The organism is Bacillus sp. AG4(2022) (genome assembly GCF_031844465.1).
Classification (GTDB): Bacteria; Bacillota; Bacilli; order Bacillales; family Cytobacillaceae; genus Bacillus_AB; species Bacillus_AB infantis.
The window spans coordinates 544,060-568,768 of the sequence record NZ_JAUZVH010000001.1; the positions used below are offsets into that span (position 1 = coordinate 544,060).

A 24,709-nucleotide genomic window follows, 5' to 3' on the forward strand; every position below is an offset into this window, starting at 1 on the left:
GAATCCCTCTATCTTCTAAAATCAATTGATGTTCCTTTGTAGGGATGAACCTCTTTTACGATTTCATCCTTTTCTTCCTTTTCCTTTTCAGGCAGCGATCCGCCGCTGTTTGGGCTCCGTTCCTTCTGCCAGCCGGCCTGAAGCCGGGAATGCTTCTTCACGACCGACTTCCTGTCCTTCTCCTCCTGCTTCTGCACAGCCCTTGCCGCCTGGTCGTTCATCATTTGTCCTCTCTGCTGCAGCTGCTCCTGGATCTTGGATGCATCCTGCATCCTTGGAAGGGCAACCTGCATTTCAATCAGCTTCAAACTCATATCGGACACTTCCCTTCAGATCGCTCCTGCTGTTATCAGCAGTGCATGATACCCTCGGGCCAAGCCATTTACATGATCTTTTGAAGTGTATGCCTCAAGCTGAATATGGCTTTCGTATGGATCTGGGATATCCTTGAAGTGGAAAGCCCCATCACCTGGCCAATCTCTGTCAGTGTCAGCTCTTCTTTATAGAAAAGGCTGATGACCAATTGTTCTTTTTCATTCAGGCAGGAAACCGCATCGGCCATCTCTGACAGGAGTTCATCTTTTGCCACCTTCTCCTCCGGGACCACTGCGCGATGGTCTTTAAGGATATAGGTTGCTCCATCCTTCTCATCCTGATCCTGAGGCTGTTCATCCATTGAAAGGACATTTGCGAAAAAATGCTCGCTCATGACCGTCTGCACTTCATCTTCGTGCAGGTCCACTTCTTTCCCGATTTCAGCCGCCGTCGCCTTTCTCATTAGATGCTGCTCCAGCCTTTCCGCTGCAGCTTCGATCTTTTTTGCTTTTTCCCTTGTGCTCCTTGGAAGCCAGTCCTCTTTTCTCAGGCCATCTATAATCGATCCTCTGATCCGGAAGGAAGCGTACGTATCAAACTTCAGGTCCCTTGTGGGATCGAACTTTTCAAGCGCATCATACAACCCCATCAAGCCGAGGCTCCTCAGCTCATCCCTGGAAACATTTTTCGGGAGGCCGGCAGAGATTCTCTGAACATGATAGCTCACTAGAGGCATATATCTTTTTACAAGGGAATTGCCGGCCTCAGCATCACGGCTTTGCTGCCATAATGCCCAATATGCTTGTTCATCAGATGATTGTCCATGCATTCGTACGTATACCTCCTTAAGCGCAAGCCCGGTGTAGTATTTGTAAATTATATCAAAATTGCTTTCCTATTAATATTGCAGCAGTTGAAATTCTCAGATTCAGGAAACATTTCCTATATATCCTCAGTCAGCTCATCCCGCTTTTTCACTGGGCCAAAAGCGGAAAAAAATCAGCCCCATTCAAATGGCTGACTTTTTTCTGGAGATGGATTGTGCCCGGGGATGAAGCTATTAGAATTGTTTTCATGTTCGAGCAGGGCTGCCCTACAGCTCAGTGACCCCTTTGTTGACCGTTTTGATCTGCAGCATGGACGTCTTCGTGTTGAATTCTATTGTCCTTCCGCTGTTTCCTCCGACATCCTCTGCAATCAGCCTGATATTATGCACTTGCAGGGCTATTTTGACTGCTTCCACATTTCTCGGCCCGATTCTCATAAGGTCGCTTCCTGAAGAAAATTGGAACATCTGCGCCCCTCCGGCAATCTTGGCCCTGAGAAATCCCGGACTTGCCCCGTGCCGGACCATCTGCCTTACGAGTTCTTCGATCGCTGTATCGGCGTACTTCAGCTTATTGATTGAACCGGCTCGCGCAAGGGAAGAATCAGGAAGCATGATATGTGCCATTCCCGCGAGGCCTGATGACTGGTCATATACCGCTGCTCCTACGCAGGAGCCAAGTCCCGAGGTGCGCAGTATGTCAGGCATAGATGCGATTTTCAAATCTGCTATACCGACCTTGATGATGCTGGCAATTTCATTCATCGCCCAATACTCCCAAAGAGCTGAAAATCACTTCAAAGGAGCAGGGGTCCGGCAGCAGAAAAAAATGGCCTTTTAATGTATGCGTGACAGCCGGTGCCACTTCAGTCAAAGTTGTCTCGATGACAATTGCACTGTCGCTCACCTGGGAAAGCTCTATAAGGCCGAAGCTGATGATCGCTCCTGCCATATCGATTCCGAGTGCAGGCACTGAAGGATAGAGTGAAAGATTTGTAAAATCAGAGAGTGAGGACAAATAGGAGCCTGCCAGAATATTGCCCATTTCCTGCAGAGCTGACAGCCCTATTTCATCAAAAGGCGGTTCTGCCAGCTGAAATCTGTCATCAGCAGTCATCTGCCGGATGAAGGATTCGGCCTGCTCCACCGGAAGGATGAAGAACATGCTTCCGGGGGCATCGCCCTCGATTCTCAGAAAAACGCTGGCCACTACATTTTCCGGGCCCCCGGCCATTTCCATCATTTCATCAAATGAGACGATCTTAACATTCGGGACTCTCATATCAATCTTTTTATCCAGCAAAGTCGACAGCGCGGTTGCTGCATGCCCTGCCCCGATATTGCCGATCTCCTTCAGCAGGTCCAGGTGCAGGGATGAAATGCCGTGCAGGAAGCTGCCGGTCTGCTTACTCATGGCCTGCCAGCTTCATTTCTCCGCCTTCCAGAATCTTTCCAAGGTCGATCAGGATCAGCAGGCGTTTTTCCACTTTGACGACACCGCTTATGAACTCCGCCTCCTCGGCGCCGATCACGTTCGGCGATGGTTCTATAGAATCTTCTGATACGTCGATCACATCATTGGCCCCGTCAACCACGAGGCCGACTTCCATCTCATCGGCCGAGGCGATGATGACCCTTGTGCTGTCACTATACTCTTTCTGTTCAAGACCGAATCTTGTCCTCAGGTCAATGATCGGGGTAACCACGCCGCGCAGATTGATCACTCCTTTGACAGAGGAGGCTGCCCCGGGCACTCTTGTAATATGCTGTACTTTCTCGATTGATCTTACTTGAGAGACCGGTATCGCATATTCTTTATCTTTTAATAAGAAAATGATCAGTTTTAAATCTGCGGTCATTGTTTCACTCATTTCATACACTCCCTGAATTGGCAGTAGCTTTCATGCCAGTCTATTAATTTATTAAAGCATTGCAGTCAACAATCAATGCAACCTGCCCATCCCCAAGGATCGTAGCTCCGGAAATTGCAAAAATATCATTCAGATAGCCTCCGAGTGATTTAAGCACGATCTCCTGCTGTCCAATAAACGAGTCGACTACCAGTCCAGCCATCTTGTCCCCTTTGCGGACGATGACCACCGAATAATAACCATCTTCCTCCAAATGCACAGGAACAGCGAACACATCCTTCAGGAACAGAAGCGGAACGACCTTGCCGCGGAAATCTATGACCTTCTGGTTGTGGGCATTCATGATATCCTCTTTTTTAATGATTGCCGTTTCAATAATAGACGAAAGAGGAATCGCATACTTTTCCTTCTGTACTTCAATCAGCATGACAGAAATGATGGAAAGTGTCAGCGGAAGCTGGATGGAGAAGGTTGAGCCTTTTCCTTCCTGGGAATCAATCGTGACTGTTCCGCCTAATGATTCAATGGTGCTTTTCACTACATCCAGGCCTACGCCCCTGCCGGAAACATCCGAGATTTTGTCTGCAGTGGAAAAACCGGATGCAAAAATGAGCTCGTACACCTGTTTGTCAGTTAATGAAGCGCCTGCCTGCTCCGTTATAATGCCGTTTTTGACAGCTTTTTGCAGGACTTTGTCACGGTTTATCCCAGCTCCGTCATCGATCAGTTCGATGAAGACGTGGTTGCCGCTGTGGTACGCTTTCAGAACGACTGTCCCTTCTTCATTTTTCCCGTTCGCCTTCCGTACTTCCGGAGTTTCAACTCCGTGATCCAGTGCATTGCGGATCAAGTGTACTAAAGGATCGCCAATTTCATCTATAACCGTTCTGTCCAGTTCTGTTTCTGCACCTACAATTTCAAGATTGATTTTCTTATTCAGGTCCCTGGCCAGCTGGCGGACCATCCTAGGGAAGCGGTTAAATACCGTTTCAACAGGCACCATCCTCATATTGAGAATAATATTCTGAAGGTCTCCTGAGATGCGGGACATTCTTTCAACGGTTTCGTGGAGCTCCTGGTTGTTGAGCTCTTTCGAAATCTGCTCAAGTCTTCCCCTGTCAATGACAAGCTCTTCAAACAGATTCATCAATATATCCAGACGCTCTATATTCACCCGGATTGTTTTGCTGCTTGCCTGTTTGGCCGGTGCACCATTCCTGCTTTCTTCTTTTGGTTCTTCCACAGGCTGGATGATGCCGGGTGCAGGCGCCGGTTCTTCTTCAGCCGGACTGGCAGGCATCAGGTCAATGTTTATGATTTCTGCCTTTTCAATTTCTGATACTTTCATGATCTTCGCCTGAATCTCTTCTTTTGGTTCCTTTGTAACCAGCGTGACCGTAAAGGCTGAATCAAATTGCTCTTCCTCCAGCACGTCCACAGGAGGATTGGACTTAATGATTTCACCGGACTTCTCCAATACTTCGAACACCATAAATACTCTCGCAGCCTTCAGGAGGCAATCTTCCCTCAAAGAGATGGATATCTCGAAAACGTCAAAGCCCTGTTCCTTTGACTGGCTGAGCACAGTCCGTTCAAATTCATCATAATCACTTCTCAGCTCTGCAGGAACTTCTGCTTCTGCAGCAGCCGCAGCCGCCGCTTCCTGACGCGATTCCATTAAAGGGGTTTGGCCATTTTCAATCAGCTCCAGCTGCTTTACCGCCGTACTGACATCGCGCTTTCCATCCCCTCCTTCTGAAATGGATAATACCATGGCTTCCAAATCATCGACTGCCAGGAAAACGGTATCCAGGAGTTCAGGCGTGACGCCTATCTTTTGATTTCTAATAGCGTCAAGAACATTCTCCATCTGGTGGGTCAGGCGGGCCAGGTCTTCGTAACCCATTGTGGCAGACATTCCTTTTAACGTATGGGCAGATCTGAATATTTCATTAATTATTTTCAAATCGGCAGGATTCTTTTCAAGTTCAAGCAGATGTTCATTAATCGCTTGCAGATGCTCCCTGCTTTCTTCAATAAATACTTCTAAATATTGGCTCATTTCCATGGCGCTTTCACCCCTCTGAATTAAACATAGCTCTTTATTTTTTCAGCAATTTCTTCTATATTCGCAACTTTATCGACAAGCCCGGTTTCTATTGCCGTCCTCGGCATTCCGAATACAATCGCTGAATCTTTTGATTCTGCAATAGCAGAAGCATTTCCTTTGCTCTTGATTGCTGATAAGCCTTTTGTCCCGTCTGAACCCATGCCAGTCAGGATTACAGCGATTTTATGGCAATTTTCAATCATGCTTGCCGACTCAAACAGTATATCTACTGATGGCCTGTGCCCATTGACCGGCGCAGCTTCACTTAAGACCGCCATCAAGCCGGCTTTCGTCTGCTGTACTGTCAGGTGAAGGCCCCCGGGCGCTATGTAAGCTGTCCCTTTTTTCAGCAATTCGCCGTGCTCGGCTTCTTTTACACACAGCTCCGACAAGAGATCCAGCCTGTCAGCCAATGACTTGGTAAAGCCTGGAGGCATATGCTGGACAACAAGCACTGGTGCATCCAGGGACCCTGGAAGCTTGGAAAACACCTTTTGAAGCGCTCTCGGCCCGCCGGTTGAGGTACCGATGCACACAAGCTTGTCTGCTGCGGGCAGGCTGCCTGGCTTGAGGGGCGGTCCGAAAGTCTCTGGTTCTATTTTACTATAATTTTCGTATAGCTTAATAGTATTTTTTCCATATAAAGGCTTGTCTGCCAGTTTGGCAGCTGATATCCTGCTTGCAGCAATGACCTTCTCTGCAAGCTCCTGTTTAATTTTGAACAAGTCCAGTGAAATAGAACCTGAAGGCTTTGAGATAAAATCGGCAGCTCCGAGCTGGATGCTGTTCATTGTCTTTTCTGCGCCTTCTTTGGTGGCACTGGCCAGCATGACGACAGGAAGGGGATGAACTTCCATGATTCTCTTTAATGCATCAAGTCCATTAAGCTTCGGCATTTCCACATCCATGGTAACGACATCCGGCTTCAATTCCTCAATCTTCCTTAAAGCATCTTCCCCATCTTTAGCGGTTCCGCATATATTGATTTGTTCATTCTCAGAGAGGAAGTCAGAGATAAGCTTTCTCATAAAAGCAGAGTCATCCACTACGAGTACATTGATCTTGCCCATTTAGCTCCGCCCCTTTTCAAAAAGCAATTGCTTAAGCCGCGACATAAAGGGAACCTTCCCATCAGCCTGCTGCTTCCCGTTCTGCTGCAGGAAAAAATCAGCAATGTCAAGAGTGGCCCTTGAAGCTGCCGAGCTTCTTTTATAAAGCAGATAAGGGGTCTGCTTCCTGACGGCCTGCTGAACGCTGCGGTCATCAGGAACAGCGCCAAGCCTTGTGACCCTTTTTCCCAGGAAGCTTTCCATTACTTGTGATATCCTGTTAAACGCCGAGGCTGCTTCCTTCTCTGTTTCTGCTTTATTGACGACTATACTAATCGGCATCTTATTGTCCCTGAGATGGATGAACTTCAAAGCAGCATAAGCATCGGTCAAAGAAGTCGGCTCAGGGGTTGTCACTGCTATCAGTTCATTCACGGATAAAATAAAATGAAGAGATTGGCTGCTGATTCCCGCACCCATATCCAGAATGATATATTCATATTTAGAAAACAGCTCCGAGAAATCCAAGAAAAATTGGTCAAGCACCGGTGCTGAGATCTCGGCCAGCTGAGAAAGGCCTGTTCCCCCTGCTATGTAATGGAGTCCATGCGGTCCCACTGAAATGATTTTCTCGAGTGAAGCATTGCCTGCAAAATAGTCTGCAGCCGAATAAGGAGAAGCAAGGCCAAGCAGGACATCTATATTCCCCATTCCGATATCAAGATCCAGCAGCAGAACATCATGCCCTTTTTCCTGGAGTGAAAGGGAGAAGTTCAGGGAAAAATTCGATTTCCCTACTCCTCCTTTCCCGCTTATTACAGCGATAGTCTTTGCTGAAGCCTTATCTTCCCCGTTCCTCAGTTTCCTTCTAAGCTGTTCTGCCTGGTCATTCATACTTTGATTCTCCCATTATCGCCCCGGCTATTGTTTTCGGGCCGGCGGGCACAAGATCATCCGGGACATTTTGGCCGGTAGTCAGATAGGCTGCCCCTTTTCCTGTTTTATCAATTATGTTGAGCAGCGGTCCAAAGGTCGACGTTTCATCTGCTTTTGTGAATATGAACCTGTTAATGTCCACTACTGAAAATTGTTTGATTGTTTCTTCCATATCCCTTTGCTTGGATGTTAACGATAGGACCAGATAGGTCTGGCTGCTTTCTGCCTCAAGCAGGCTTTTAAGCTCCTGGACATATTTCGGGTTGCGGAAATTGCGTCCCGCTGTATCAATCAAAATGACCTCAAAGTCCTTGAAAGTGTCCACTGCAGCCTTGAAATCTTCCTCTGTATAGCATACTTCCATAGGCACATCGAGTATATCTGCATATGTTTTCAGCTGGTCGATGGCAGCGATTCTATACGTGTCTGTAGTGATGAAGGCCGTTTTTTTCTTTTGCTTTATCACACATTCAGCAGCTATTTTAGCCAGAGTAGTTGTTTTGCCAACGCCTGTAGGTCCGACAAAGTTAATGATTTTGTGATCAAACGCAATTCCGCCATATTGGGCTGTTTCGAGCTTTGCCGTCAAAAGTTCCCTCAGCCAGCTATTAATCTTGTTAAAATCAGGTTCTAAGTCAGATTTATACCATTTTACCAAAAGCTTTTCCATAAGCTCTTCAATGATTGAAGGTTCCACTTCCTGTCCTGCCAGCTCTTCCTGCACTTTCTTGAGCGGAAGCGGCAGGGAAGATTGGGCTCTTAAGCTTCCTCCAGAAGAAGACTGCTGCATTAAACGCTTAAGCTCCCGGATTTCCGCTGCCAGTTCTTCCGAAGAAGGTCCCCCTGCTTTTGGAAAAAATTCAGCTGCCTTTACAGGCGGAGGCTCGATCATTTTTTCTTTTAATACTTCCTTAGGCTGGCTGGGCTCAGGATCTATTGCTGCAATGACTTCAATATTCCTTTTCTTGAAAAACCCTAGGAATCCGTTTGTCTGCACCATTTTGGAATTCAGGATGACTGCATCGCTGCCAAGCTCTTCGCGGATGATTTTCATTGCTTCAGGCATTGAAGGTGCCGTGAATTTTTTTACTTTCAATCGATGTTCACCACCCCTACACTTTGTACTTCTACATTTGCTTCCAATTCATTATAGGAAAGGATCGGCACGAGCGGGAAATACCGTTCTGTCAATTGTCTCACATACATCCTAACGGCTGGCGAGCAAAGAACGATAGGCGACTGGTCCATGATGGAAAGCTGCTCCACCTGGGAAGCGATCGATTCCAGGATGCTTTGTGAAACAGCCGGATCCATTGAAAGATAATTCCCATGCTCAGTCTGCTGGATGCCTTCTGCTATCAGCTTTTCAATTTTCCCTGACAATGTCACAACTTTCAGGGAATCGCCCTGTGCGGAATACTGGTTGGTGATCTGGCGGGCCAGCGCCTGCCTTACATATTCAGTGAGCAGATCTGTATCAGATGTCACTTTTCCAAAATCAGCCAGCGTTTCAAAAATGATCGGCAGGTTGCGGATAGAAACATTCTCCTTAAGCAGCTTGGCCAATACCTTTTGAACTTCGCCAACTGACAATGGATTTGGCGTGACTTCGTCTGCAAGGATCGGGTAACTTTCCTTCAGATGGTCAATCAGCTGCTTTGTCTCCTGCCTTCCGAGCAGATCATAGGCGTTCGCTTTGATGATTTCAGTAATATGGGTAGAGACGACCGAAGGGGGGTCCACTACCGTGTAGCCAAAAATTTCTGCCTGCTCTTTCGTTTCCTCTGTTATCCATTTGGCTGGAAGCCCAAAGGAAGGCTCGACCGTATCAATCCCGTCGATGCTGTCATCTTCAATCCCGGGGCTCATGGCCAGATAATGGTCAAGCAGCAGCTCACCGCGGGCCATTTCATTTCCTTTAATCTTCAGCCTGTATTCATTCGGCTGCAGCTGGATATTATCCCTGATTCTCACCACAGGAATGACCAGCCCCAGTTCAATTGCAAGCTGCCTCCGGATCATCACGATCCTGTCAAGAAGGTCTCCGCCCTGATTGGCGTCTGCAAGCGGGATAAGCCCATAGCCAAACTCGAATTCAATGGGGTCCACATTCAGAAGGCTGACCACACTTTCAGGACTCTTCATTTCATCTGTTTCCAGCTCTTCCTCTATCTCCTGAAGCTGCTCTTTATCAGGCTCCTTCACCCTTGATAACATAAATCCGCCAAAAGCAAACAATCCGGCAATCGGGAAAGTAAGGATATTGCTGATAGGCGTAAACAGTCCAAGCAGGAATATTGTCGCTCCGGTTACATACAGCATCTTTGGGTATGCGAGTATCTGTGAAGTAATATCCTTGCCCAGATTCCCTTCGGATGCTGCCCGGGTCACGACAATTCCTGTCGCGGTTGAAATAAGCAATGCAGGGATCTGGCTGACGATCCCGTCACCCACTGTCAGCAGCGAATAGCGGCTGGCCGCATCAGCGAAGCCAAGTCCCTGCTGCATCATGCCAATGACAATCCCGAATATTAGGTTGATCAGGACAATGATGATCCCGGCTATGCTGTCCCCTTTTACAAATTTGCTCGCACCATCCATCGAGCCGTAGAAATCAGCTTCCCGGCTGACCTTTTCCCGTCTTTCCCTTGCTTCATGCTCAGAAATCATCCCCGCATTCAGATCAGCATCGATGCTCATCTGCTTTCCTGGCATTGCATCAAGCGTAAATCTTGCTGCAACCTCTGAAACACGCTCAGAACCTTTTGTTATAACGATAAATTGGATAATAATCAGGATAAGGAAAACAACCATCCCTACTATTACATTCCCGCCGACAACGAATGTCCCGAACGTCTCAACGACACCGCCTGCTTCACCTTTTGATAAAATAGACCGGGTCGTGGATACATTCAGTCCAAGCCTGAATAATGTCAGCAGCAGCAGGAGCGATGGAAAAATGGAAAACTGCAGCGGTTCATTCATATTCATGGATATCAGCAAAACGAGAAGCGCCAGTGATATATTCATGATGATCAGGATGCTTAACAGCCACGATGGAAATGGTATGATAAGCATGGCGACAATCAGGATGACACTGACAACAACCGATAAATCTCTACCAGACATAATCTCTCTCCTAACAGAAATGCGTAAGGCACTTGTTCAGCCACGACAAGCTTAAGACGCATAAGGATGGGAGGCGTTCTTCCTCCCGTCCTTATGTGGCTTAAGACCTCGAGGGGCTAGTGCCTGGAGCTGGACAATTTAGAAATGCGTAAGGCACTTGGTTCGATGGAACGCAGACGAAGGACTCCGCTCTATTCAGAAGCGTCATCATGGCCGGACTGTTCAGGCCTCTTCGCTGCTGCTTACATTTTGTTCTTGGTGCGGTATACATACGCAAGGATTTCCGCAACCGTTTTAAAAAACTCCTCAGGTATGGTGCTGCCGATTTCAGTCTGGCTGTACAGAGCCCTCGCCAGCGGCCTGTTCTCCACCGTAATTACCTCATTTTCTTTGGCTATATATTTGATTTTCTGTGCAACATAATCTGCGCCTTTTGCCACCACATACGGTGCATCCTGCTTTTCTTCGTCATACTTCAGGGCAATGGCAAAGTGGGTAGGATTGGTGATGACGACATCGGCGTTCGGCACTTCCTGCATCATGCGGCTCATCGCCATTTCTCTTTGCTTCTGCTTGATCTTTGACTTGATCAAAGGATCGCCTTCAATGTTTTTATATTCATCTTTTATGTCCTGCTTGGACATCCGGATGTTTTTCTCGAAATCATACTTCTGATAGAGATAATCCAGGACAGATAAAAAGAGAAGCGCAGCTGATGCAAATAAGCCCATCTGCACGGTAAGACTGGCCAAAATGATCAGTGCCGCCCCCGGGGATTTTTGTGAAAGCATCAGGATTTCGTCAATCCGCATCCATAAAACCACAAATGTGACCGCACCGACAAATCCGATCTTTAAGACCGACTTCAGCAGCTCCACAATGGCCCTCATTGAAAAAATTCTTTTAAATCCTTTGATAGGATCTATTTTTTCCAGCTTAAACTGAATGGCTTCGGTTGAAAATAAAAATCCAACCTGCATATAATTGGCTGCTGCCCCGGCAATCATGGCAATCAGCATGACCGGTCCCAGAAACAAAGCCAATTCCTTCATGACTGCAAGGAAAATGGCCTGTACATTGCTCTCGGTCAGTTCCATGAGCATAAATTCCTGAAAAGAGTGCGTCAGCAAATACATGATGATATTTTTTAAATATCCGCCTGCAAAAAGGAGAAACAGGAATACAGCCAGCAGAACCAAGGCTGTATTGACATCCTGGCTTTTGGCAACCTGCCCTTTTTTACGGGAGTCCTGACGCTTCTTGGGGGTGGCCTTTTCTGTCTTCTCCCCGCTGAAAAACTGTAAATCAAGCCTGATCCTATTCATCCAGACGCTCCCCCTATCAGATCCATCAGGCCTTTCATTGTACTGGCCATCGCGCCGAAAAGCTGCGAGACTACATAGAGCAGGACACTCATAACAGCAACAAGAACAATGAAGCTAACGCCGATTTTCAGCGGAATTCCGACTACAAACACATTCAGCTGGGGAACGGTCCTTGCTACAATTCCGAGCGCCACATCCACAAGGAACAGACACCCGACCACCGGCACAGACATCTGGAATGCCGATATGAACATCGAATTAAAGGCCCGCAGCATATATTCAGCCATACCTTCATCCCCGAACGGGATCCACGGCTGGTCGAGCGGTATAGCCTGATAGCTGTAGAAAATACCATCAATGAGCAGATGATGCCCATTGACCATCAGGAGGAAAAACAGAGATATCGTGTATAAATACTGGCCCATGAGCGGGCTTTGCGCACCTGTTTGCGGATCAATTACATTGGCGATGGCGAAACCCATCTGAAAGTCGATCAAACCGCCTGCTATTTGAATGGCCGAAAGGATTAAATATGATATAAAGCCTATGACAAGCCCAACCAGTGCTTCTTTCATAATCAGCAAATAATAGGCACCATTAATTTCAAATGCCGGGGCATCCGCCGCATAAAAGATGATCCAGGCCAGAAAAAAGCCCAAGCCAATTTTATGGGTATTAGGGATTGACCGGTAAGAAAAAAGCGGCATCAGAAGAAAGAAGGAAGTCACTCTTACAAATATCAGTAAAAAAGCAGGAAACGCCGGAAGTAAATCTAGCATGTCATCATCCTACAAATCTAGTCAGATTTGAAAATATTTCATTTGTATAAGAAAGCATATGGCTGAGCATCCAAGGGCCGAAAAAAACAACACCGAGAAGGACAGCAACGATCTTTGGCACAAATGCCAAGGTCTGTTCCTGGATCTGGGTGGTCGCCTGAAAGATGCTGACAATCAGCCCCACGACAAGCGCAAGCACCAAAAGCGGCCCGCTGATATATAAAACACTCATAATCCCTTGCTCTGCGATCGATATAACTGTTTCGGGACTCATTCATTCACCTGCTTAAAAACTTTGTAGTAAAGATTTGACCACGAGATACCATCCATCCACAAGAACGAACAGCAAAATTTTAAACGGAAGTGATATCATGACCGGCGGAAGCATCATCATCCCCATAGACATAAGCACACTGGCCACTATCATATCAATCACTAGGAAAGGGATAAAAATCATAAATCCAATCTGGAAAGCAGTTTTTATCTCACTGATGGCAAATGCCGGAACCAGCGCTGTCAGCGGAATATCCTGTATGGATTCCGGCGTTTCGGCACCGGAATATTCCAGGAACAAAGCTAAATCCTTCTGCCTTGTATGGGCGCTCATAAAGTCCTTGAAAGGGACAGAAGCTTTTTCGTACGCCTGTTCAAGATTGATTTCATCATTAAAAAGCGGAGTCAGCGCCTGTTCATTAACCTCCTGGAAGGTGGGTGCCATGATGAAGAATGTCAAAAAAAGCGAGAGGCCTACAAGCACCTGGTTGGGTGGCATTTGCTGGGTAGCAAGCGCCGTTCTGACAAAAGAAAGAACAATGATGATCCTGGTGAAACATGTCATTAAAATCAATATGCTTGGCGCCAGCGATAAAACCGTCAGCAGCAGGAGCATTTTTATTGAAGTGGATACATTATCAGGGGAGCTCGCATTGAAAAATTCCATAAATTCATTCATTGATCTTTAGGCCCCTTCTGCTCCATTTCCTGGTGAATTTTCCTGCGCTCTCTGCTCAGCTCTTCCAGCTGTCCTTTTAAGACAGACTGAAAATCACCATTGCTGCCTTCAGCGGATTTTGATTTTGCCGCATTTGCCGTTCTGGCTGCCTTTGCTCTTTGAATCACTTTTGTCACAATATCGCTTGGCTGAACAAGCTGTTCCATTTTGTTGTTATAATCATTGATGATCTGATGATATTCTTCTTCATCATCTATTTCTTTCAACAGCTGTATATTATCACCCACACCCACTACAAGAAGCTGCCTGCCTACTTTGATGATCTGAATGCTTTTGCTGGCTCCGAGCGAGGCGCCGCCGAGATTTTCGACAAGCTGGGAAGATTTATAGGTCCGGCTTTTTTTGTTGATGAATTTAAGCAGAAAGTACAGCAGGCCAATGACAAATGCTGTGGCAAAAATCATCTTGGCTATATCCCAGCTGTTAATGCCAACTCCGCCAGATCCTTCTTCCTTTGCAGCCGAGCCGGCTCCCTTTGCAGGCTCTGCGCAATCTCCCGCTTTCTGCTCAAAGCAGTCTTTGACGCTGTTATTCAGCTGCTCTGCCTGGGCCACAGTTTGAAGGCCCGGCAAAGCAGCTGCAGCAAGAAGCAGGGTTATGAGCAATTGTTTAACTATTTGCAACATGATGCACCCTCTATTTTTAAAATTGCTTTTAGCCTAAGGTTTTTGAGATAGCTTCCAAGACCCTGTCAGCCTGGAAAGGCTTAACGATAAAATCCTTTGCGCCGGCCTGGATGGCATCGATGACCATCGCCTGCTGACCCATGGCCGAACACATGATGACCTTTGCAGAAGGATTAAGCTTTTTGATTTCTTTCAGTGCAGTGATGCCATCCATCTCCGGCATCGTTATGTCCATTGTCACCAGGTCAGGCTGTGTTTCTTTGTATTTTTCTACAGCCTGGGCCCCATCCGCTGCCTCGCCGACAACGTCGTAGCCATTCTTGGACAGGATGTCCTTAATCATCATTCGCATGAATGCCGCATCGTCCACTATCAAAATCTTCTGTGCCATAATACTTAACCCCCATATTAGTTATCTTAAATTTTTGATCCTGTCGCTCTGGCTGATGATATCTGTGACCCTGACACCAAAGTTCTCTTCAATAACAACCACTTCGCCTTTTGCAATCAGGCGGCTGTTGACAAGAATATCTACCGGTTCTCCTGCAAGCTTGTCCAGTTCGATGATAGATCCCGCGGAAAGCTCCAGTATATCTTTAACAGAACGCTTTGTCCTGCCCAGCTCTACTGTCACCTGCAAAGGAATATCCAGGAGCATATTCAGATTCTTTGTTTCAGACTCCTGAAGCTGCTGAGGCTCAAAGTTTGAAAATACAGCAGGCTGAACCTGCGGCGGCTGTCCGCCTGGATAATGTGCCCCAAGATGCTGGGGAGCCGCCTGGGCAGCCGGACGCTGCGTCTGTGTTTCCATGCCGGAGTATTGCGCAGTTCCCTGTCCATAGCCGGGAGGGGCTGCTGCCATATCCGGCACTGGTTCTGCCGGCGGTTGATGGAATGCTGGCTCCTGTGCCTGCACAGGGTCAGGCTTGCTCAAATCTGCAGCCGGGTTTTCAGCCTGCGCCCCCGGATTCATAAGCTCTTCAACCAGCCTTTTAGCAAATTCCAGCGGGACCACCTGCATGATGCTTGAATCAATCAGATCCCCAATTTTCAGCCTGAAAGATACCTTTACAAGCATATCGTCATCCGGAATCCTATCTGTCCCTTCCCCTTGCTGCACATCCAGAAAATCAATGGATGGTGGCGAAATATCAACCCGTTTGCTGAAAATGGTGGACATGGAAGTTGCAGCGGAACCCATCATCTGGTTCATTGCTTCCTGCACGGCGCTCAGCTGGATTTCGCCAAGCAGATCTGCGGGGTTCAATCCGTCTCCGCCCAGCATGAGATCTGCAATGATTGCAGCATCTGATTGTTTAATGACAAGCAGATTGCTTCCTGAGAATCCTTCTGTATAGCTGACCTGGATGGCCACATACGGGTGCGGAAACTCCTCTTGAAGCTTTCTTTTTAATATGACAGAAACAGTCGGGGTTGTTATTTCAACCTTTTGATTCAAAAGTGTAGATAAAGCAGTAGCAGAACTGCCAAAAGAGATATTCCCGATTTCACCAAGCGCATCCTGTTCCATCATGGATAGGTAATCTTCAACTGAAAAAATATCGTCTTCCTCTGTGTCGTCGGTTCCTCTTAAAAGGGCATCTATTTCATCTTGCGAGAGCATATCGTCACTCATCATCGCTGTCTCCCCCCTTCAATGTATCAAGTATTTGAATAGCCAGCTTTTTATTCGCCTTACCGGGCTGTCCTGTAAATTTAGGGATATCCCCGATTTTGATCGTCAGCGGACGGTCAATCGCCTGGTTCAGCTCAATGACATCCCCGAGATCAAGCATAAGGAAATCCTGGATGGAAATATCGGCAGAGCCCAGTTCTGCTGAAACCGGCACCTGTGCCTTCTGTATGCTGTCCTCAAGCCTGCCGAGCTCCTCTGGCTCCCTTTCCTTTTTCTCTGTCTGCATCCAGTAATGGACAGAAAGCTTGGGAATGATCGGTTCAAGCACAACATGGGGTATGCAGATATTGATCATCCCGCTTGTTTCGCCGATCATGGTGTTCAGCGATATGACGACAACCGTTTCATTTGGTGAGACCATCTGCAGAAACTGCGGATTGATCTCGAATTCGGCAAGGAAAGGATCGATTTCGGTAATCGTGCTCCATGCCTCCCTCAAATGCTCAAATGCCCGTTCAAAAGTATTGGACATGATCTTTGTCTCGATTTCTGTCAATGTATCGACTTTATTGATGCTCGAACCCCTGCCGCCCATCATCCGGTCCATCATCGCATAGGCAATATTAGGATTGACCTCCATCAGGATCCTTCCATCGAGCGGGGGTACCTCGAATACATTCAATATCGTCATTTTCGGAATCGATCTGATAAATTCCTCATATGGTATCTGGTCGGCAGAAGCCACCGAGATCTGGACATAGGTCCTTAATTGCGCTGAGAAGAAGGTCGTCAATAGACGGGCAAAATTTTCGTGAATCCTGGTCAGGCTCCGAACCTGGTCTTTTGAAAACCGGAGTGCCCTCTTAAAATCATATACTTTCACTTTCTTCTCAGACTGTTCTTTCTTTAATTCATCTGCATCCATTTCCCCTGTTGATATAGCGGAAAGCAGTGCATCGATTTCATTTTGCGATAAAACCTCACCAGACATGAACCCTCACCTCCATCTTCGTAATCTGCCGAGGAAAATCCGGATTATTGGAGGAGAGACTCAGTGATATAGACACTCTCTACTTTTCCGTTTTGCATCAGGCTGTTGATTTTTGATTTAAGGTCCTCCTGCAGGCTGATTTTGCCTTCTTTGCCCTGCAGGTCTTCCGCCTTCTTTTCTGAAAGCTCCTGGATGATAATATTCTTGACCTGGAAATCTCTCTTCTCAAGCTCTTCCTTCGCTTTTTTGCTGTCAGTCTCAACCTTGAAGGAGATGCGGATAAAATCATCGCTGGCCAAATTCGTTGTGATCTGGTTAATGTCCACAGATGCTTCCAGCACTTCTTCAATTGAAGGCTCTTTCTCCTCTGCACCGTCTGTATATTTCATAACAACGACCAATGCCACCGCACCAACCAGAGTGATAGCTATGAGCAAAAACAGCATGATCATTAAGAGTTTATTATTCTTCATTTTCCATTCCCTCCAGCTGTTTGTGCCCAAGCAATCCGATAGACTGATAGAACCCGATAATCTTCCTTTTCACCGAGTCCTCATCATCCTTCACCACATACTTTCTTCCATTGGCCAGTGTAATGGTCGTGTCGGGAAAAGATTCGACCGTTTCAATATAAACAGCATTAATTGTAAATGTCTTTCCATTCAGCCTTGTAACAGTAATCATTGTAAGCGCCAGGACCGAAGGAAGCCTCCAGCCCTGTCCCTCCTCAGCTTAACGTTTTAAGTTTACCAGTTCCTGCAGGATCTCGTCGGAAGTTGTGATGATGCGGGTATTCGCCTGGAATCCGCGCTGAGCCACGATCATTTCAGTGAATTCCTCAGAAAGGTCTACATTGGACATTTCGAGGGAACCTGATACGAGTGATCCCGCTCCAGAAGTACCAGGTAAAACATTTTGTGCTGGTCCTGAGTTGGCAGTAGACTTATAAAGGTTATTTCCTACTTTTTCAAGCCCTCCATTATTTGAAAACCTTGCAAGTCCTATGGTTGGACCAGTTGATGCCGTTCCGCCTTGAACATAAGAGATGCTGCCGTCTGCTCCTATGCTAAGATTTTCAATTTGACTGATATTAGCAATCGTAATCGCATTTCCTGGTGTGGTGCTATCAAGAATTTTTTCTCCTGAGGCTGTTACAAGATTGCCGGTGTTATCAAAATAAAAATTTCCGGCTCTTGTGTAAAAGGTATTAGTACCTTTTTGAACCTTAAAGTAACCATCACCTTGTATACCTATATCCAAAATTCTTCCTGTAGTCTGCAAACTACCTTGAGTATCAATAGTATCAATAGCAGACATTTGAGATCCCAATCCCACTTGCTTTGGATTGATTCCACCTACTCCGTTACCTGCCCCGGTCGCCCCCGAAACCGTCTGGCTCACCATATCCTTAAAAGTAACCCGGCCTTTTTTAAATCCAAAGGTATTCACATTGGCAATATTATTGCCGATTACATCTAACTTTGTCTGGAAGTTTTTCATTCCGCTAATTCCTGAGTACATTGAACGCAGCATTTTATCTGCTCCTTTCATGTTAAGTCTGCTTCAGTCAGTCGGCAGACGTGGCTTCCTCAATGAGGTCCGGCCCATTTAGTGTTAATCCATCAGTATCGTTCCGTCAATATTCGTAAAAATCTGGCTGTTTGCTTCCTTCCGTTCCATCGCCGTGATCACCGTGTTATTCCGGACGCTTACTATTAATGCGGCTTCCGGCAGCAGGACAAGTGACTCTGCGATTCCCATTCCCTTTGCTTCTGCCACCTTTGTTTCAACCTGATCCCAGCGGTCAGCAGTGATATGTATATCCCTCTGCTGCAGCCTTTCACTGGCATGCCTGCTGATATTCAGCTTTGCCGGAATATTAATGGCATTCTGCAGATGATCTGAAAAAGAAGCAAGATGTGTATTTCTGTGTGCCTGCGGCTTTCTTGGAACTGCCGGATTTAATTGCGATTGAATTGGAAGATACACTTGCTTGCCCATCCAATCACTTCCTATCCTATTCGATTTCGGTAATTTGCGATGAATTCACAGCTGTACCATTGCCCAGCTGGAAGAGCGTAGTTCCGCCTTTAAGGCTGACAGATTTAACAAAATCCTTTTGCTCAGCCCCATTTTCCCCAAGAAAGGTTATCATTCTTCCAATCAGCATGCTCGCCTGCATGAGGCTGTTATCCTGGGATCCTCCCTTGACTTCGGAAATATTGGCTGGTCCCAGCTCTGTCCCATCTTCCAGGATAAAAACAGCATTGCCATTCTTGAACTGGATGGAGGCAACTCTTCCTGCTCCTTCCTCGATCGAAGGCTGTGCATTCGGATCCTCTGATTCTGCGACTTTATGCCATTTGATTTCCTTGCCGGCAAATTCACTATAGGCAATCAAAGAATCCTGTTCCTGCATTTGGACGAGCTTTTGTATGCTTGTGTTCATGTTTGTCATCTGCTCCAGAGATGAGAATGTTGCCATCTGGGCAATAAAATCTTTATCCTGCAAGGGGTTTGAAGGATCCTGGTTTTGCAGCTGAACCATCAATATCTTTAAGAAATCATCTTTGCCCAAAATATCTGACCCGGTTTTCCGTTCTTCCTTTTTATAGCTTGAAAGCATCAAAGACGAATCAATTGTATTTGCCATGCTACCACCTATGCTTCTGTATTTAATAGAATTTCTTCAAAAGATTCACCGGCCGATTCTTCATCTCTTCCAGCCTGCTGTTTTTGCCTGTCAGGCTGATTTTGCCCCTGCTGCTGCTGCTGGGCATCACGCTGCGGCATTCTCTCCTGCTGGCTCAGCTGCTGTGAAATTTCAATCCGTTCTACCTGGATATTTTGAGAGTGGAGTGCCTGTTTAAGTCCATTCACCTGGGAATCAAGCATTTCCTTAGCTGCACCTGTTGATGTAAGAATCCTGGCTGTAAGCTGGGAATCCTTTTGGATCAATTCGATCCTCAGCGATCCCAAATTTTCGGGATTGAGCCGTAAAAACATCCGCTGCACCCCGCCTGTTTTTGTGAGCTGGCTTTTTGCCAGGATAGATTCAAATTGTTCGATAAGCTGCTCAGTTGAGACCATCTTCCCCTGGTTAGACTGCATCAGTGTCAGATGCTCAACTTTTGTCATCTGCGGCATCAGAGTGAACGAAGATGCACCAGCATCCAGCCTGGAAATGGTTTTTCCGCCGTCTGGCAATTGATATTTGCCTTCATTGCTTTTTTGCCGGCCCAGGTTTAAATCATTTGAAAGCTGGGTATAAGTTTTCTGCAAATAGTGGAGCTTTTCTTTGCTTGCCGCTGACATGATAAAAGCGTCAAGTTTTTCAAGCAATTGCCTTGCTCCTTTGGCGAGCGGCTGTTCTCCAGCAAAGTCGGCATTTTTTTGAAGAAGGTCGTATAACTTTACAATTTTGGCTGCATCGATAAGTTCTTTTGAAAGTAAACCGGCGACTTTATTTTCTGGAAGAGCGGTCAATTGAGCAAGTATGTGCATGATGTTTTCCAAGTATGGCAACTGTTCAATATTTATATGTTCATCTGCCTGTTTCCCTGTTAAATCTGACAAGTACTTGTTTAGGTCAGTTACTATGGAAGATATCCTTTCGTCAGACAATCCAAGATAGCTCTGAATCTGTTCAAGCAGACCGGTATCTTTACCGCTCAAAAGCTGGTCGAGCAGCTGATGTCCGCCCTCCAGATCAAGCAGGGAATCAGCAGACATGAATTCAGCCAGTGACATGAGAGCCTCCTGATCAGCTTCACGGGGTTTCCCGCTGGACTCCTGCTGGATTTCTCCCTGGCCTGCCAAAAGCATTGACATCATAGCCGTGAATCCCTGGCCCGCCTCAGTTTTTCCCGCATTTGCAGCGGCCGGACCTGCACTAACGATTGCCCCCAAACCTGTTAGCTGCATTCTTTTCACCCCCTTTCATATCACGCTGAGTCATTCTGAAGCTGACCGGCTGCTTTCATTTGTCAAAAGCTCTGTGAACTTTGCAGCATCTTCCGGCAGCATTTTTTCCATGATGCCTGCCAGCGTGTCAGGCTTTACATTCGAGAGGATCTGAAGGGCCTCATCATCATTCATCTGTGCAAGGATGGGCGCAGCATTTTTGGCTGACATCGTTTCATAGGTTTTTACAATATCCTTGAACGCACGCTTGTTTTCCTCTTGTATAGCCAGGAGTTCGTCTATCTGATTCTGCAGCTGCTGTTTTTCCAGCTCATTTTCCTCAATCTCGCTGTCTTTCGATTCCAGCTGGGACTCCAGCCGCTCAATCTGTGCTTCTCTGTCTTCAATAGCTGCTCCAAGCTCGACGATCCTCTGATCAGCTTCTTTATCAGCAGCTGACTGTTCCTTATCGATCATCTCCGAGATAACAGGGATTTTGCTGCCCAGTTCCCTGCCTGCTTCAAATACGTTGGTCCCATTGACAGTTAATACAATCAATGTAACTGCAATCGCAAAAAGGAGAGGAATCACAACCAATATAAAAAACATTTGAAACTTGCTGTATTTTTTTTCTGTCTCTTCTGCCGTTTTATTCATTGGCCCACCTGGCTTCCCCGATTGGCATACAGCTGAATCGAGATATCATCCATTTGCCTGTTTTCTTCCAGCTTCATAGATTCCGCAAAACGGACAATATCTTTCTCTTTCATCTTTTCGTATTTTTTTACTTCTATATTTTTTTCCGTTAATTTATCCTGATAATAATTCATCTGATTTCTCGCATTGAATACAACCTGCTGGTAGTGTTCGATCGTTTTTTCAAGGCTGTGGATAAAATGCTGATAATGCCTGATTTCCTGGACCGGCAATCCGCTGGCAAGCTTGGAGAACTGGAACTCCTCCAGATCTTCCTTCTTCTTAAGGAGCTCATAAAGCTTTCCTGCCGCTTCTTCAAACCTTCGGACAGATTGGTTATAGCTGTCCAGGGCTTCGTCCTTTTCCCTTTCCCGTATCGACATTACCTTTTCAAATCTGTATTGATATTGCATGAATTATTCACCTGTTTCCATTAAACGGAGCAGGTGCTGTATGCTGTCCTGCATCGTTACTTTTTCTTCTGTTCCCTGTTTTAAAAATGAGATGATTTCCGGATAGAGGCGGACAGCCTGGTCAATCTCCCTTGATGTCCCTTTTTTATATGCTCCAATATTGATAAGATCTTCGGAGTTTATATAAGTGCTCAGCCTTTCGCGCAGCAATTCTGCGCTTTTTTTATGCTCATGCGGAACGATATTGTTCATCACCCTGCTGACGCTTTTTAATACATTGATAGCCGGGTACTGCCCTTTATTGGCCAGGGCCCGGTCAAGGACGAAGTGCCCATCAAGTATTCCCCTGACAGTATCAGCTATCGGCTCATTCATATCGTCGCCGTCCACCAGCACTGTGTAAAAAGCTGTAATCGATCCCTTATGGTTCGTCCCTGTACGTTCAAGCAGCTTTGGCAGCACCGCGAATACAGACGGTGTATAGCCTTTCGTGGTCGGCGGCTCCCCTATCGCAAGGCCTACTTCCCTTTGCGCCATGGCAACTCTTGTCACCGAGTCCATCATCAATACAACATTCAAGCCTTTATCACGAAAATATTCAGCGATTGCGGTGGCTGTATATGCACCCTTTATCCTCATCAGTGCAGGCTGGTCAGAAGTGGCGGCAATGACGATCGACCTCTTGAGGCCCTCTTCGCCAAGGTCATTCTCGATGAATTCCCTGACTTCCCTGCCTCGCTCTCCGATGAGCGCTATCACATTCAGGTCAGCCTTTGTATTTCTGGCGACCATTCCCAGCAGCGTACTCTTTCCGACGCCGCTGCCTGCAAATATGCCAACCCGCTGGCCGTAGCCGACTGTCAGGAGACTGTCGATCGCCCTTACCCCGACCTCCACCGGTGCGGAAATCGGCGGGCGGTTCATCGGGTTTGGGGGGTCCTGCTCAGTCGGTACAGAAGCCAGCCCCTTGGGCAATGCTTTTCCGTCAAGCGGGTGCCCGAGCGCATCTATTACCTCGCCAATAAGGGACGTTCCGATTTTGATTTCCAGAGGCTTTAAAGTCGCTTCCACAAGGCTCCCCGGGGCTATCTCACTGATAGCTGTATATGGCATCAAAATGACATTTTCCTCTTTAAAGCCTACAACCTCAGCCATGATCTTCCGCTTTTTCCCTGAACCCACATGGATGATGCAAACATCTCCGATGGAGCTTTCAGGACCCTGTGACTCAATCATCAGGCCCACTACTTTTTTCACTTTACCGTAGCGTTTGTACGTATCAATCTGCCCTATCTCACTAATCAGATCTGCAGCCTTCAATTATTTTCACTCTCCAGCAGTTCAATCAGCTTCCTTTTCATTTCTTCAAGCTGGCTGTCAACACCGGCATTTATCCTTCCGCCGGGAGACTCAATGACGCAGCTGCACTCTTCCAGCTCTTCGTCAGGATAGATATAAAGATTAGTTTCCTTTGGATAGATGGCCAGCAGCTCATCCTTATGCTCAAGCAGGAAACTGTAGCGGCCGGGATGGACATGGAGCTGGACCTCCCGGTATTCCCGCGATTCCTTGAGGGCTCTTTTGACAACCGGCAGGAATCTGCTGCTGTCTTCTTCAAGCACACTGCTGAGAATTCTTTCAGCCACTTTGATGCCAATATCAAGGATCGTCCCTTCCGAAGACTCAATCGTATTCTGGTAGTCAGCTTTGGATGATTCAACAATTTCTTTTGCAAACCCTATCGTTTCACTGAACTCCATAAGGCCCGATTGCCTTCCTTCTGCCAGGCCTTCCTGGAATCCGTCATGCCTCGCTGACTCTCTTGCCTCTTCTTTCTCCTGCTCGAATCGAACCCGCTCCTGTTCTATATGCTCCAGGAGCTGCCGGGCTTCTTCATTCGCCTGCTGAATGATGGACTCTGCTTCTCTGCGGGCCTCATCTATAAGAAGCTGCTGATTAAATGGCGCTTCTTCCTGCAGCTCGGCGGCTGGCAAATCCTGATTCAGCAGCTTAATGGATATGACTTTTTTCTGCTGCTCTGAAGGCTGGGCCCAATGCGACTTGATAAGCCTAGACAATAATATCATCCCCTCCGCCGCGCGCTACGACGATTTCCCCGGCTTCTTCAAGGCGGCGGATAATGGCTACGATCCTTGACTGGGCTTCTTCTACATCCCTCAGCCTGACAGGGCCCATATATTCCATTTCCTCCTTGAAGGTTTCAACCATCCGGGTAGACATGTTTTTGAAGACAATGTCTTTGACATCATCACTGGAGACCTTCAATGAAAGCATCAGGTCTTCGCTTTCACAGTCCCTGATCACCCGCTGGATTGCACGGCTGTCAAGGGTGACAATATCCTCGAACACAAACATCCTCTTCTTGATTTCCTCTGCGAGTTCAGGATCCTGGATCTCAAGGGCGTCCAGGATTGTCCGTTCTGTTGTTCTGTCGACTCCGTTAAGAACATCGACAACCGCTTCAATACCGCCAGTTTGCGTATAATCCTGAGTGACTGTTGCAGAAAGCTTCCGTTCGAGAATCTGCTCAACTTCATTGATGATCTCAGGCGATGTGCTGTCCATAACCGCTATTCTTCTGGCAATATCCGCCTGCATCTCCTGCGGCAGCTCAGACAATATCTGCCCTGCCTGAGGAGGATCCAGATAGGAAAGAATCAGCGATATTGTCTGGGGATGCTCATTTTGGATGAAATTAAGTATCTGCGCCGGATCTGCCTTCCTGGCAAAATCAAATGGCCGCACCTGAAGGGATGAAGTCAGCCTGTTAATGATCAGGGCTGCCTGCTCCTCTCCTAACGCTTTTTCCAGGACCGTTTTTGCGTAGCCGATGCCTCCCTGGGAGATATAATCCTGCGCGAGGGCAATATTATGGAATTCTTCAAGAATTTCCTCCTTGGAATGGGACTCGACCTTTCTGACCCCTGAAATCTCAAGCGTCAGCTTTTCTACTTCTTCTACACTTAAATGCTTGTACACCGAAGCGGCAACATCAGGTCCAAGTGAGATCAGCAGTATGGCTGCTTTTTGCTTGCCCGTTAATTCTTTCAATTCTTTTTTTGCCAATTAAA

General features: G+C 46.9%; 29 protein-coding genes. All 29 read right to left on the reverse strand.

All coding sequences use genetic code 11. From position 1 onward, the window contains the following. Nucleotides 1-8 precede the first annotated feature (8 nt). On the reverse strand, nt 9-314 hold the full coding sequence (locus Q9R36_RS02685) for a hypothetical protein (RefSeq protein WP_009795874.1): 306 nt from the start codon (nt 312-314) through the stop codon (nt 9-11). A gap of 68 nt (nt 315-382) precedes the next feature. Then, complete coding sequence (locus tag Q9R36_RS02690) at nt 383-1,144, reverse strand: FliA/WhiG family RNA polymerase sigma factor (protein WP_009795875.1); 762 nt, start codon at nt 1,142-1,144, stop codon at nt 383-385. A 264-nt stretch (nt 1,145-1,408) separates the two neighbouring features. Next, nucleotides 1,409-1,906, reverse strand: coding sequence for a chemotaxis protein CheD (locus tag Q9R36_RS02695; RefSeq protein ID WP_009795877.1), 498 nt, complete (start codon nt 1,904-1,906; stop codon nt 1,409-1,411). Then, nucleotides 1,899-2,555: a chemotaxis protein CheC gene (locus Q9R36_RS02700; RefSeq protein ID WP_009795878.1), complete on the reverse strand. Its 657-nt coding sequence runs from the start codon at nt 2,553-2,555 to the stop codon at nt 1,899-1,901. Before Q9R36_RS02700 ends, Q9R36_RS02695 begins: the two co-directional genes overlap by 8 nt. Beyond that, nucleotides 2,548-3,012, reverse strand: a complete 465-nt coding sequence (locus Q9R36_RS02705; RefSeq protein ID WP_009795879.1) for a chemotaxis protein CheW — start codon at nt 3,010-3,012, stop codon at nt 2,548-2,550. The genes Q9R36_RS02700 and Q9R36_RS02705 overlap by 8 nt, the downstream gene beginning before the upstream one ends. 43 nt (nt 3,013-3,055) lie before the next feature. Next, nucleotides 3,056-5,080, reverse strand: coding sequence for a chemotaxis protein CheA (locus tag Q9R36_RS02710; RefSeq protein WP_009795880.1), 2,025 nt, complete (start codon nt 5,078-5,080; stop codon nt 3,056-3,058). A gap of 20 nt (nt 5,081-5,100) precedes the next feature. Then, entirely contained in the window at nt 5,101-6,192 is a 1,092-nt protein-coding gene (locus tag Q9R36_RS02715) for a protein-glutamate methylesterase/protein-glutamine glutaminase (protein ID WP_311224511.1), read from the reverse strand. Beyond that, complete coding sequence (locus Q9R36_RS02720) at nt 6,193-7,065, reverse strand: MinD/ParA family protein (RefSeq protein WP_009795882.1); 873 nt, start codon at nt 7,063-7,065, stop codon at nt 6,193-6,195. Next, nucleotides 7,058-8,203, reverse strand: a complete 1,146-nt coding sequence (gene flhF / locus Q9R36_RS02725; RefSeq protein WP_009795883.1) for a flagellar biosynthesis GTPase FlhF — start codon at nt 8,201-8,203, stop codon at nt 7,058-7,060. Before flhF ends, Q9R36_RS02720 begins: the two co-directional genes overlap by 8 nt. Beyond that, complete coding sequence (flhA, locus tag Q9R36_RS02730) at nt 8,200-10,236, reverse strand: flagellar biosynthesis protein FlhA (RefSeq protein WP_009795884.1); 2,037 nt, start codon at nt 10,234-10,236, stop codon at nt 8,200-8,202. The genes flhF and flhA overlap by 4 nt, the downstream gene beginning before the upstream one ends. A 242-nt stretch (nt 10,237-10,478) precedes the next feature. Next, nucleotides 10,479-11,561 carry a flagellar biosynthesis protein FlhB gene (gene flhB / locus Q9R36_RS02735; protein ID WP_009795885.1) on the reverse strand — a complete coding sequence of 361 codons (1,083 nt, stop codon included), beginning with the start codon at nt 11,559-11,561 and terminating at the stop codon, nt 10,479-10,481. Next, the gene (gene fliR / locus Q9R36_RS02740; RefSeq protein WP_009795886.1) at nt 11,558-12,340 is read right to left on the reverse strand and encodes a flagellar biosynthetic protein FliR; all 783 of its coding nucleotides are present in this window, start codon (nt 12,338-12,340) and stop codon (nt 11,558-11,560) included. Before fliR ends, flhB begins: the two co-directional genes overlap by 4 nt. Before the next feature lie 4 nt (nt 12,341-12,344). Then, on the reverse strand, nt 12,345-12,614 hold the full coding sequence (gene fliQ, locus Q9R36_RS02745; protein WP_009795887.1) for a flagellar biosynthesis protein FliQ: 270 nt from the start codon (nt 12,612-12,614) through the stop codon (nt 12,345-12,347). 12 nt (nt 12,615-12,626) lie between these two features. Next, nucleotides 12,627-13,292, reverse strand: a complete 666-nt coding sequence (gene fliP, locus Q9R36_RS02750) for a flagellar type III secretion system pore protein FliP (RefSeq protein WP_311224512.1) — start codon at nt 13,290-13,292, stop codon at nt 12,627-12,629. Continuing rightward, nucleotides 13,289-13,978 (reverse strand): flagellar biosynthetic protein FliO, encoded by a 690-nt coding sequence (locus Q9R36_RS02755; protein ID WP_253616647.1) that lies wholly within the window; start codon nt 13,976-13,978, stop codon nt 13,289-13,291. The genes fliP and Q9R36_RS02755 overlap by 4 nt, the downstream gene beginning before the upstream one ends. Before the next feature lie 28 nt (nt 13,979-14,006). Continuing rightward, nucleotides 14,007-14,369, reverse strand: a complete 363-nt coding sequence (locus tag Q9R36_RS02760) for a response regulator (protein WP_009795890.1) — start codon at nt 14,367-14,369, stop codon at nt 14,007-14,009. A gap of 21 nt (nt 14,370-14,390) precedes the next feature. After that, entirely contained in the window at nt 14,391-15,617 is a 1,227-nt protein-coding gene (fliY, locus tag Q9R36_RS02765) for a flagellar motor switch phosphatase FliY (RefSeq protein ID WP_009795891.1), read from the reverse strand. Next, on the reverse strand, nt 15,607-16,605 hold the full coding sequence (fliM, locus tag Q9R36_RS02770; protein WP_009795892.1) for a flagellar motor switch protein FliM: 999 nt from the start codon (nt 16,603-16,605) through the stop codon (nt 15,607-15,609). Before fliM ends, fliY begins: the two co-directional genes overlap by 11 nt. A gap of 44 nt (nt 16,606-16,649) precedes the next feature. Next, nucleotides 16,650-17,078 carry a flagellar basal body-associated protein FliL gene (gene fliL, locus Q9R36_RS02775; protein ID WP_009795893.1) on the reverse strand — a complete coding sequence of 143 codons (429 nt, stop codon included), beginning with the start codon at nt 17,076-17,078 and terminating at the stop codon, nt 16,650-16,652. Next, nucleotides 17,068-17,289, reverse strand: coding sequence for a flagellar FlbD family protein (locus tag Q9R36_RS02780; RefSeq protein WP_009795894.1), 222 nt, complete (start codon nt 17,287-17,289; stop codon nt 17,068-17,070). The genes fliL and Q9R36_RS02780 overlap by 11 nt, the downstream gene beginning before the upstream one ends. Before the next feature lie 48 nt (nt 17,290-17,337). Beyond that, entirely contained in the window at nt 17,338-18,138 is an 801-nt protein-coding gene (flgG, locus tag Q9R36_RS02785; protein WP_224950264.1) for a flagellar basal body rod protein FlgG, read from the reverse strand. An 81-nt stretch (nt 18,139-18,219) separates the two neighbouring features. Continuing rightward, nucleotides 18,220-18,606 carry a TIGR02530 family flagellar biosynthesis protein gene (locus Q9R36_RS02790; protein ID WP_009795896.1) on the reverse strand — a complete coding sequence of 129 codons (387 nt, stop codon included), beginning with the start codon at nt 18,604-18,606 and terminating at the stop codon, nt 18,220-18,222. 16 nt (nt 18,607-18,622) lie between these two features. After that, nucleotides 18,623-19,258 (reverse strand): flagellar hook assembly protein FlgD, encoded by a 636-nt coding sequence (flgD, locus tag Q9R36_RS02795; protein ID WP_224950223.1) that lies wholly within the window; start codon nt 19,256-19,258, stop codon nt 18,623-18,625. Between the two features lie 8 nt (nt 19,259-19,266). After that, nucleotides 19,267-20,529 (reverse strand): flagellar hook-length control protein FliK, encoded by a 1,263-nt coding sequence (locus tag Q9R36_RS02800; RefSeq protein WP_311224513.1) that lies wholly within the window; start codon nt 20,527-20,529, stop codon nt 19,267-19,269. Nucleotides 20,530-20,559: 30 nt separating this feature from the next. Beyond that, nucleotides 20,560-21,165, reverse strand: coding sequence for a MotE family protein (locus Q9R36_RS02805; RefSeq protein ID WP_101547489.1), 606 nt, complete (start codon nt 21,163-21,165; stop codon nt 20,560-20,562). Then, nucleotides 21,162-21,617 (reverse strand): flagellar export protein FliJ, encoded by a 456-nt coding sequence (fliJ, locus tag Q9R36_RS02810; protein WP_009795900.1) that lies wholly within the window; start codon nt 21,615-21,617, stop codon nt 21,162-21,164. The genes Q9R36_RS02805 and fliJ overlap by 4 nt, the downstream gene beginning before the upstream one ends. Nucleotides 21,618-21,620: 3 nt before the next feature. Next, nucleotides 21,621-22,937: a flagellar protein export ATPase FliI gene (gene fliI / locus Q9R36_RS02815; protein ID WP_009795901.1), complete on the reverse strand. Its 1,317-nt coding sequence runs from the start codon at nt 22,935-22,937 to the stop codon at nt 21,621-21,623. Then, nucleotides 22,934-23,704: a flagellar assembly protein FliH gene (gene fliH, locus Q9R36_RS02820; protein WP_311224514.1), complete on the reverse strand. Its 771-nt coding sequence runs from the start codon at nt 23,702-23,704 to the stop codon at nt 22,934-22,936. The genes fliI and fliH overlap by 4 nt, the downstream gene beginning before the upstream one ends. Beyond that, nucleotides 23,688-24,704, reverse strand: coding sequence for a flagellar motor switch protein FliG (gene fliG / locus Q9R36_RS02825; RefSeq protein ID WP_311224515.1), 1,017 nt, complete (start codon nt 24,702-24,704; stop codon nt 23,688-23,690). The genes fliH and fliG overlap by 17 nt, the downstream gene beginning before the upstream one ends. Between the last annotated feature and the right edge of the window lie 5 nt (nt 24,705-24,709).

What these genes read in the sequence shown, in the direction of transcription:
- Q9R36_RS02685 (WP_009795874.1), bottom strand. Translation starts at nt 314, where the DNA reads ATGAGTTTGAAGCTGATTGAAATGCAGGTTGCCCTTCCAAGGATGCAG.
- Q9R36_RS02690 (WP_009795875.1), bottom strand. Translation starts at nt 1,144, where the DNA reads ATGCATGGACAATCATCTGATGAACAAGCATATTGGGCATTATGGCAG.
- Q9R36_RS02695 (WP_009795877.1), bottom strand. Translation starts at nt 1,906, where the DNA reads ATGAATGAAATTGCCAGCATCATCAAGGTCGGTATAGCAGATTTGAAA.
- Q9R36_RS02700 (WP_009795878.1), bottom strand. Translation starts at nt 2,555, where the DNA reads ATGAGTAAGCAGACCGGCAGCTTCCTGCACGGCATTTCATCCCTGCAC.
- Q9R36_RS02705 (WP_009795879.1), bottom strand. Translation starts at nt 3,012, where the DNA reads ATGAGTGAAACAATGACCGCAGATTTAAAACTGATCATTTTCTTATTA.
- Q9R36_RS02710 (WP_009795880.1), bottom strand. Translation starts at nt 5,080, where the DNA reads ATGGAAATGAGCCAATATTTAGAAGTATTTATTGAAGAAAGCAGGGAG.
- Q9R36_RS02715 (WP_311224511.1), bottom strand. Translation starts at nt 6,192, where the DNA reads ATGGGCAAGATCAATGTACTCGTAGTGGATGACTCTGCTTTTATGAGA.
- Q9R36_RS02720 (WP_009795882.1), bottom strand. Translation starts at nt 7,065, where the DNA reads ATGAATGACCAGGCAGAACAGCTTAGAAGGAAACTGAGGAACGGGGAA.
- flhA (WP_009795884.1), bottom strand. Translation starts at nt 10,236, where the DNA reads ATGTCTGGTAGAGATTTATCGGTTGTTGTCAGTGTCATCCTGATTGTC.
- flhB (WP_009795885.1), bottom strand. Translation starts at nt 11,561, where the DNA reads ATGAATAGGATCAGGCTTGATTTACAGTTTTTCAGCGGGGAGAAGACA.
- fliR (WP_009795886.1), bottom strand. Translation starts at nt 12,340, where the DNA reads ATGCTAGATTTACTTCCGGCGTTTCCTGCTTTTTTACTGATATTTGTA.
- fliQ (WP_009795887.1), bottom strand. Translation starts at nt 12,614, where the DNA reads ATGAGTCCCGAAACAGTTATATCGATCGCAGAGCAAGGGATTATGAGT.
- fliP (WP_311224512.1), bottom strand. Translation starts at nt 13,292, where the DNA reads ATGAATGAATTTATGGAATTTTTCAATGCGAGCTCCCCTGATAATGTA.
- Q9R36_RS02755 (WP_253616647.1), bottom strand. Translation starts at nt 13,978, where the DNA reads ATGTTGCAAATAGTTAAACAATTGCTCATAACCCTGCTTCTTGCTGCA.
- Q9R36_RS02760 (WP_009795890.1), bottom strand. Translation starts at nt 14,369, where the DNA reads ATGGCACAGAAGATTTTGATAGTGGACGATGCGGCATTCATGCGAATG.
- fliY (WP_009795891.1), bottom strand. Translation starts at nt 15,617, where the DNA reads ATGATGAGTGACGATATGCTCTCGCAAGATGAAATAGATGCCCTTTTA.
- fliM (WP_009795892.1), bottom strand. Translation starts at nt 16,605, where the DNA reads ATGTCTGGTGAGGTTTTATCGCAAAATGAAATCGATGCACTGCTTTCC.
- fliL (WP_009795893.1), bottom strand. Translation starts at nt 17,078, where the DNA reads ATGAAGAATAATAAACTCTTAATGATCATGCTGTTTTTGCTCATAGCT.
- Q9R36_RS02780 (WP_009795894.1), bottom strand. Translation starts at nt 17,289, where the DNA reads ATGATTACTGTTACAAGGCTGAATGGAAAGACATTTACAATTAATGCT.
- flgG (WP_224950264.1), bottom strand. Translation starts at nt 18,138, where the DNA reads ATGCTGCGTTCAATGTACTCAGGAATTAGCGGAATGAAAAACTTCCAG.
- Q9R36_RS02790 (WP_009795896.1), bottom strand. Translation starts at nt 18,606, where the DNA reads ATGGGCAAGCAAGTGTATCTTCCAATTCAATCGCAATTAAATCCGGCA.
- flgD (WP_224950223.1), bottom strand. Translation starts at nt 19,258, where the DNA reads ATGGCAAATACAATTGATTCGTCTTTGATGCTTTCAAGCTATAAAAAG.
- Q9R36_RS02800 (WP_311224513.1), bottom strand. Translation starts at nt 20,529, where the DNA reads ATGCAGCTAACAGGTTTGGGGGCAATCGTTAGTGCAGGTCCGGCCGCT.
- Q9R36_RS02805 (WP_101547489.1), bottom strand. Translation starts at nt 21,165, where the DNA reads ATGAATAAAACGGCAGAAGAGACAGAAAAAAAATACAGCAAGTTTCAA.
- fliJ (WP_009795900.1), bottom strand. Translation starts at nt 21,617, where the DNA reads ATGCAATATCAATACAGATTTGAAAAGGTAATGTCGATACGGGAAAGG.
- fliH (WP_311224514.1), bottom strand. Translation starts at nt 23,704, where the DNA reads ATGATATTATTGTCTAGGCTTATCAAGTCGCATTGGGCCCAGCCTTCA.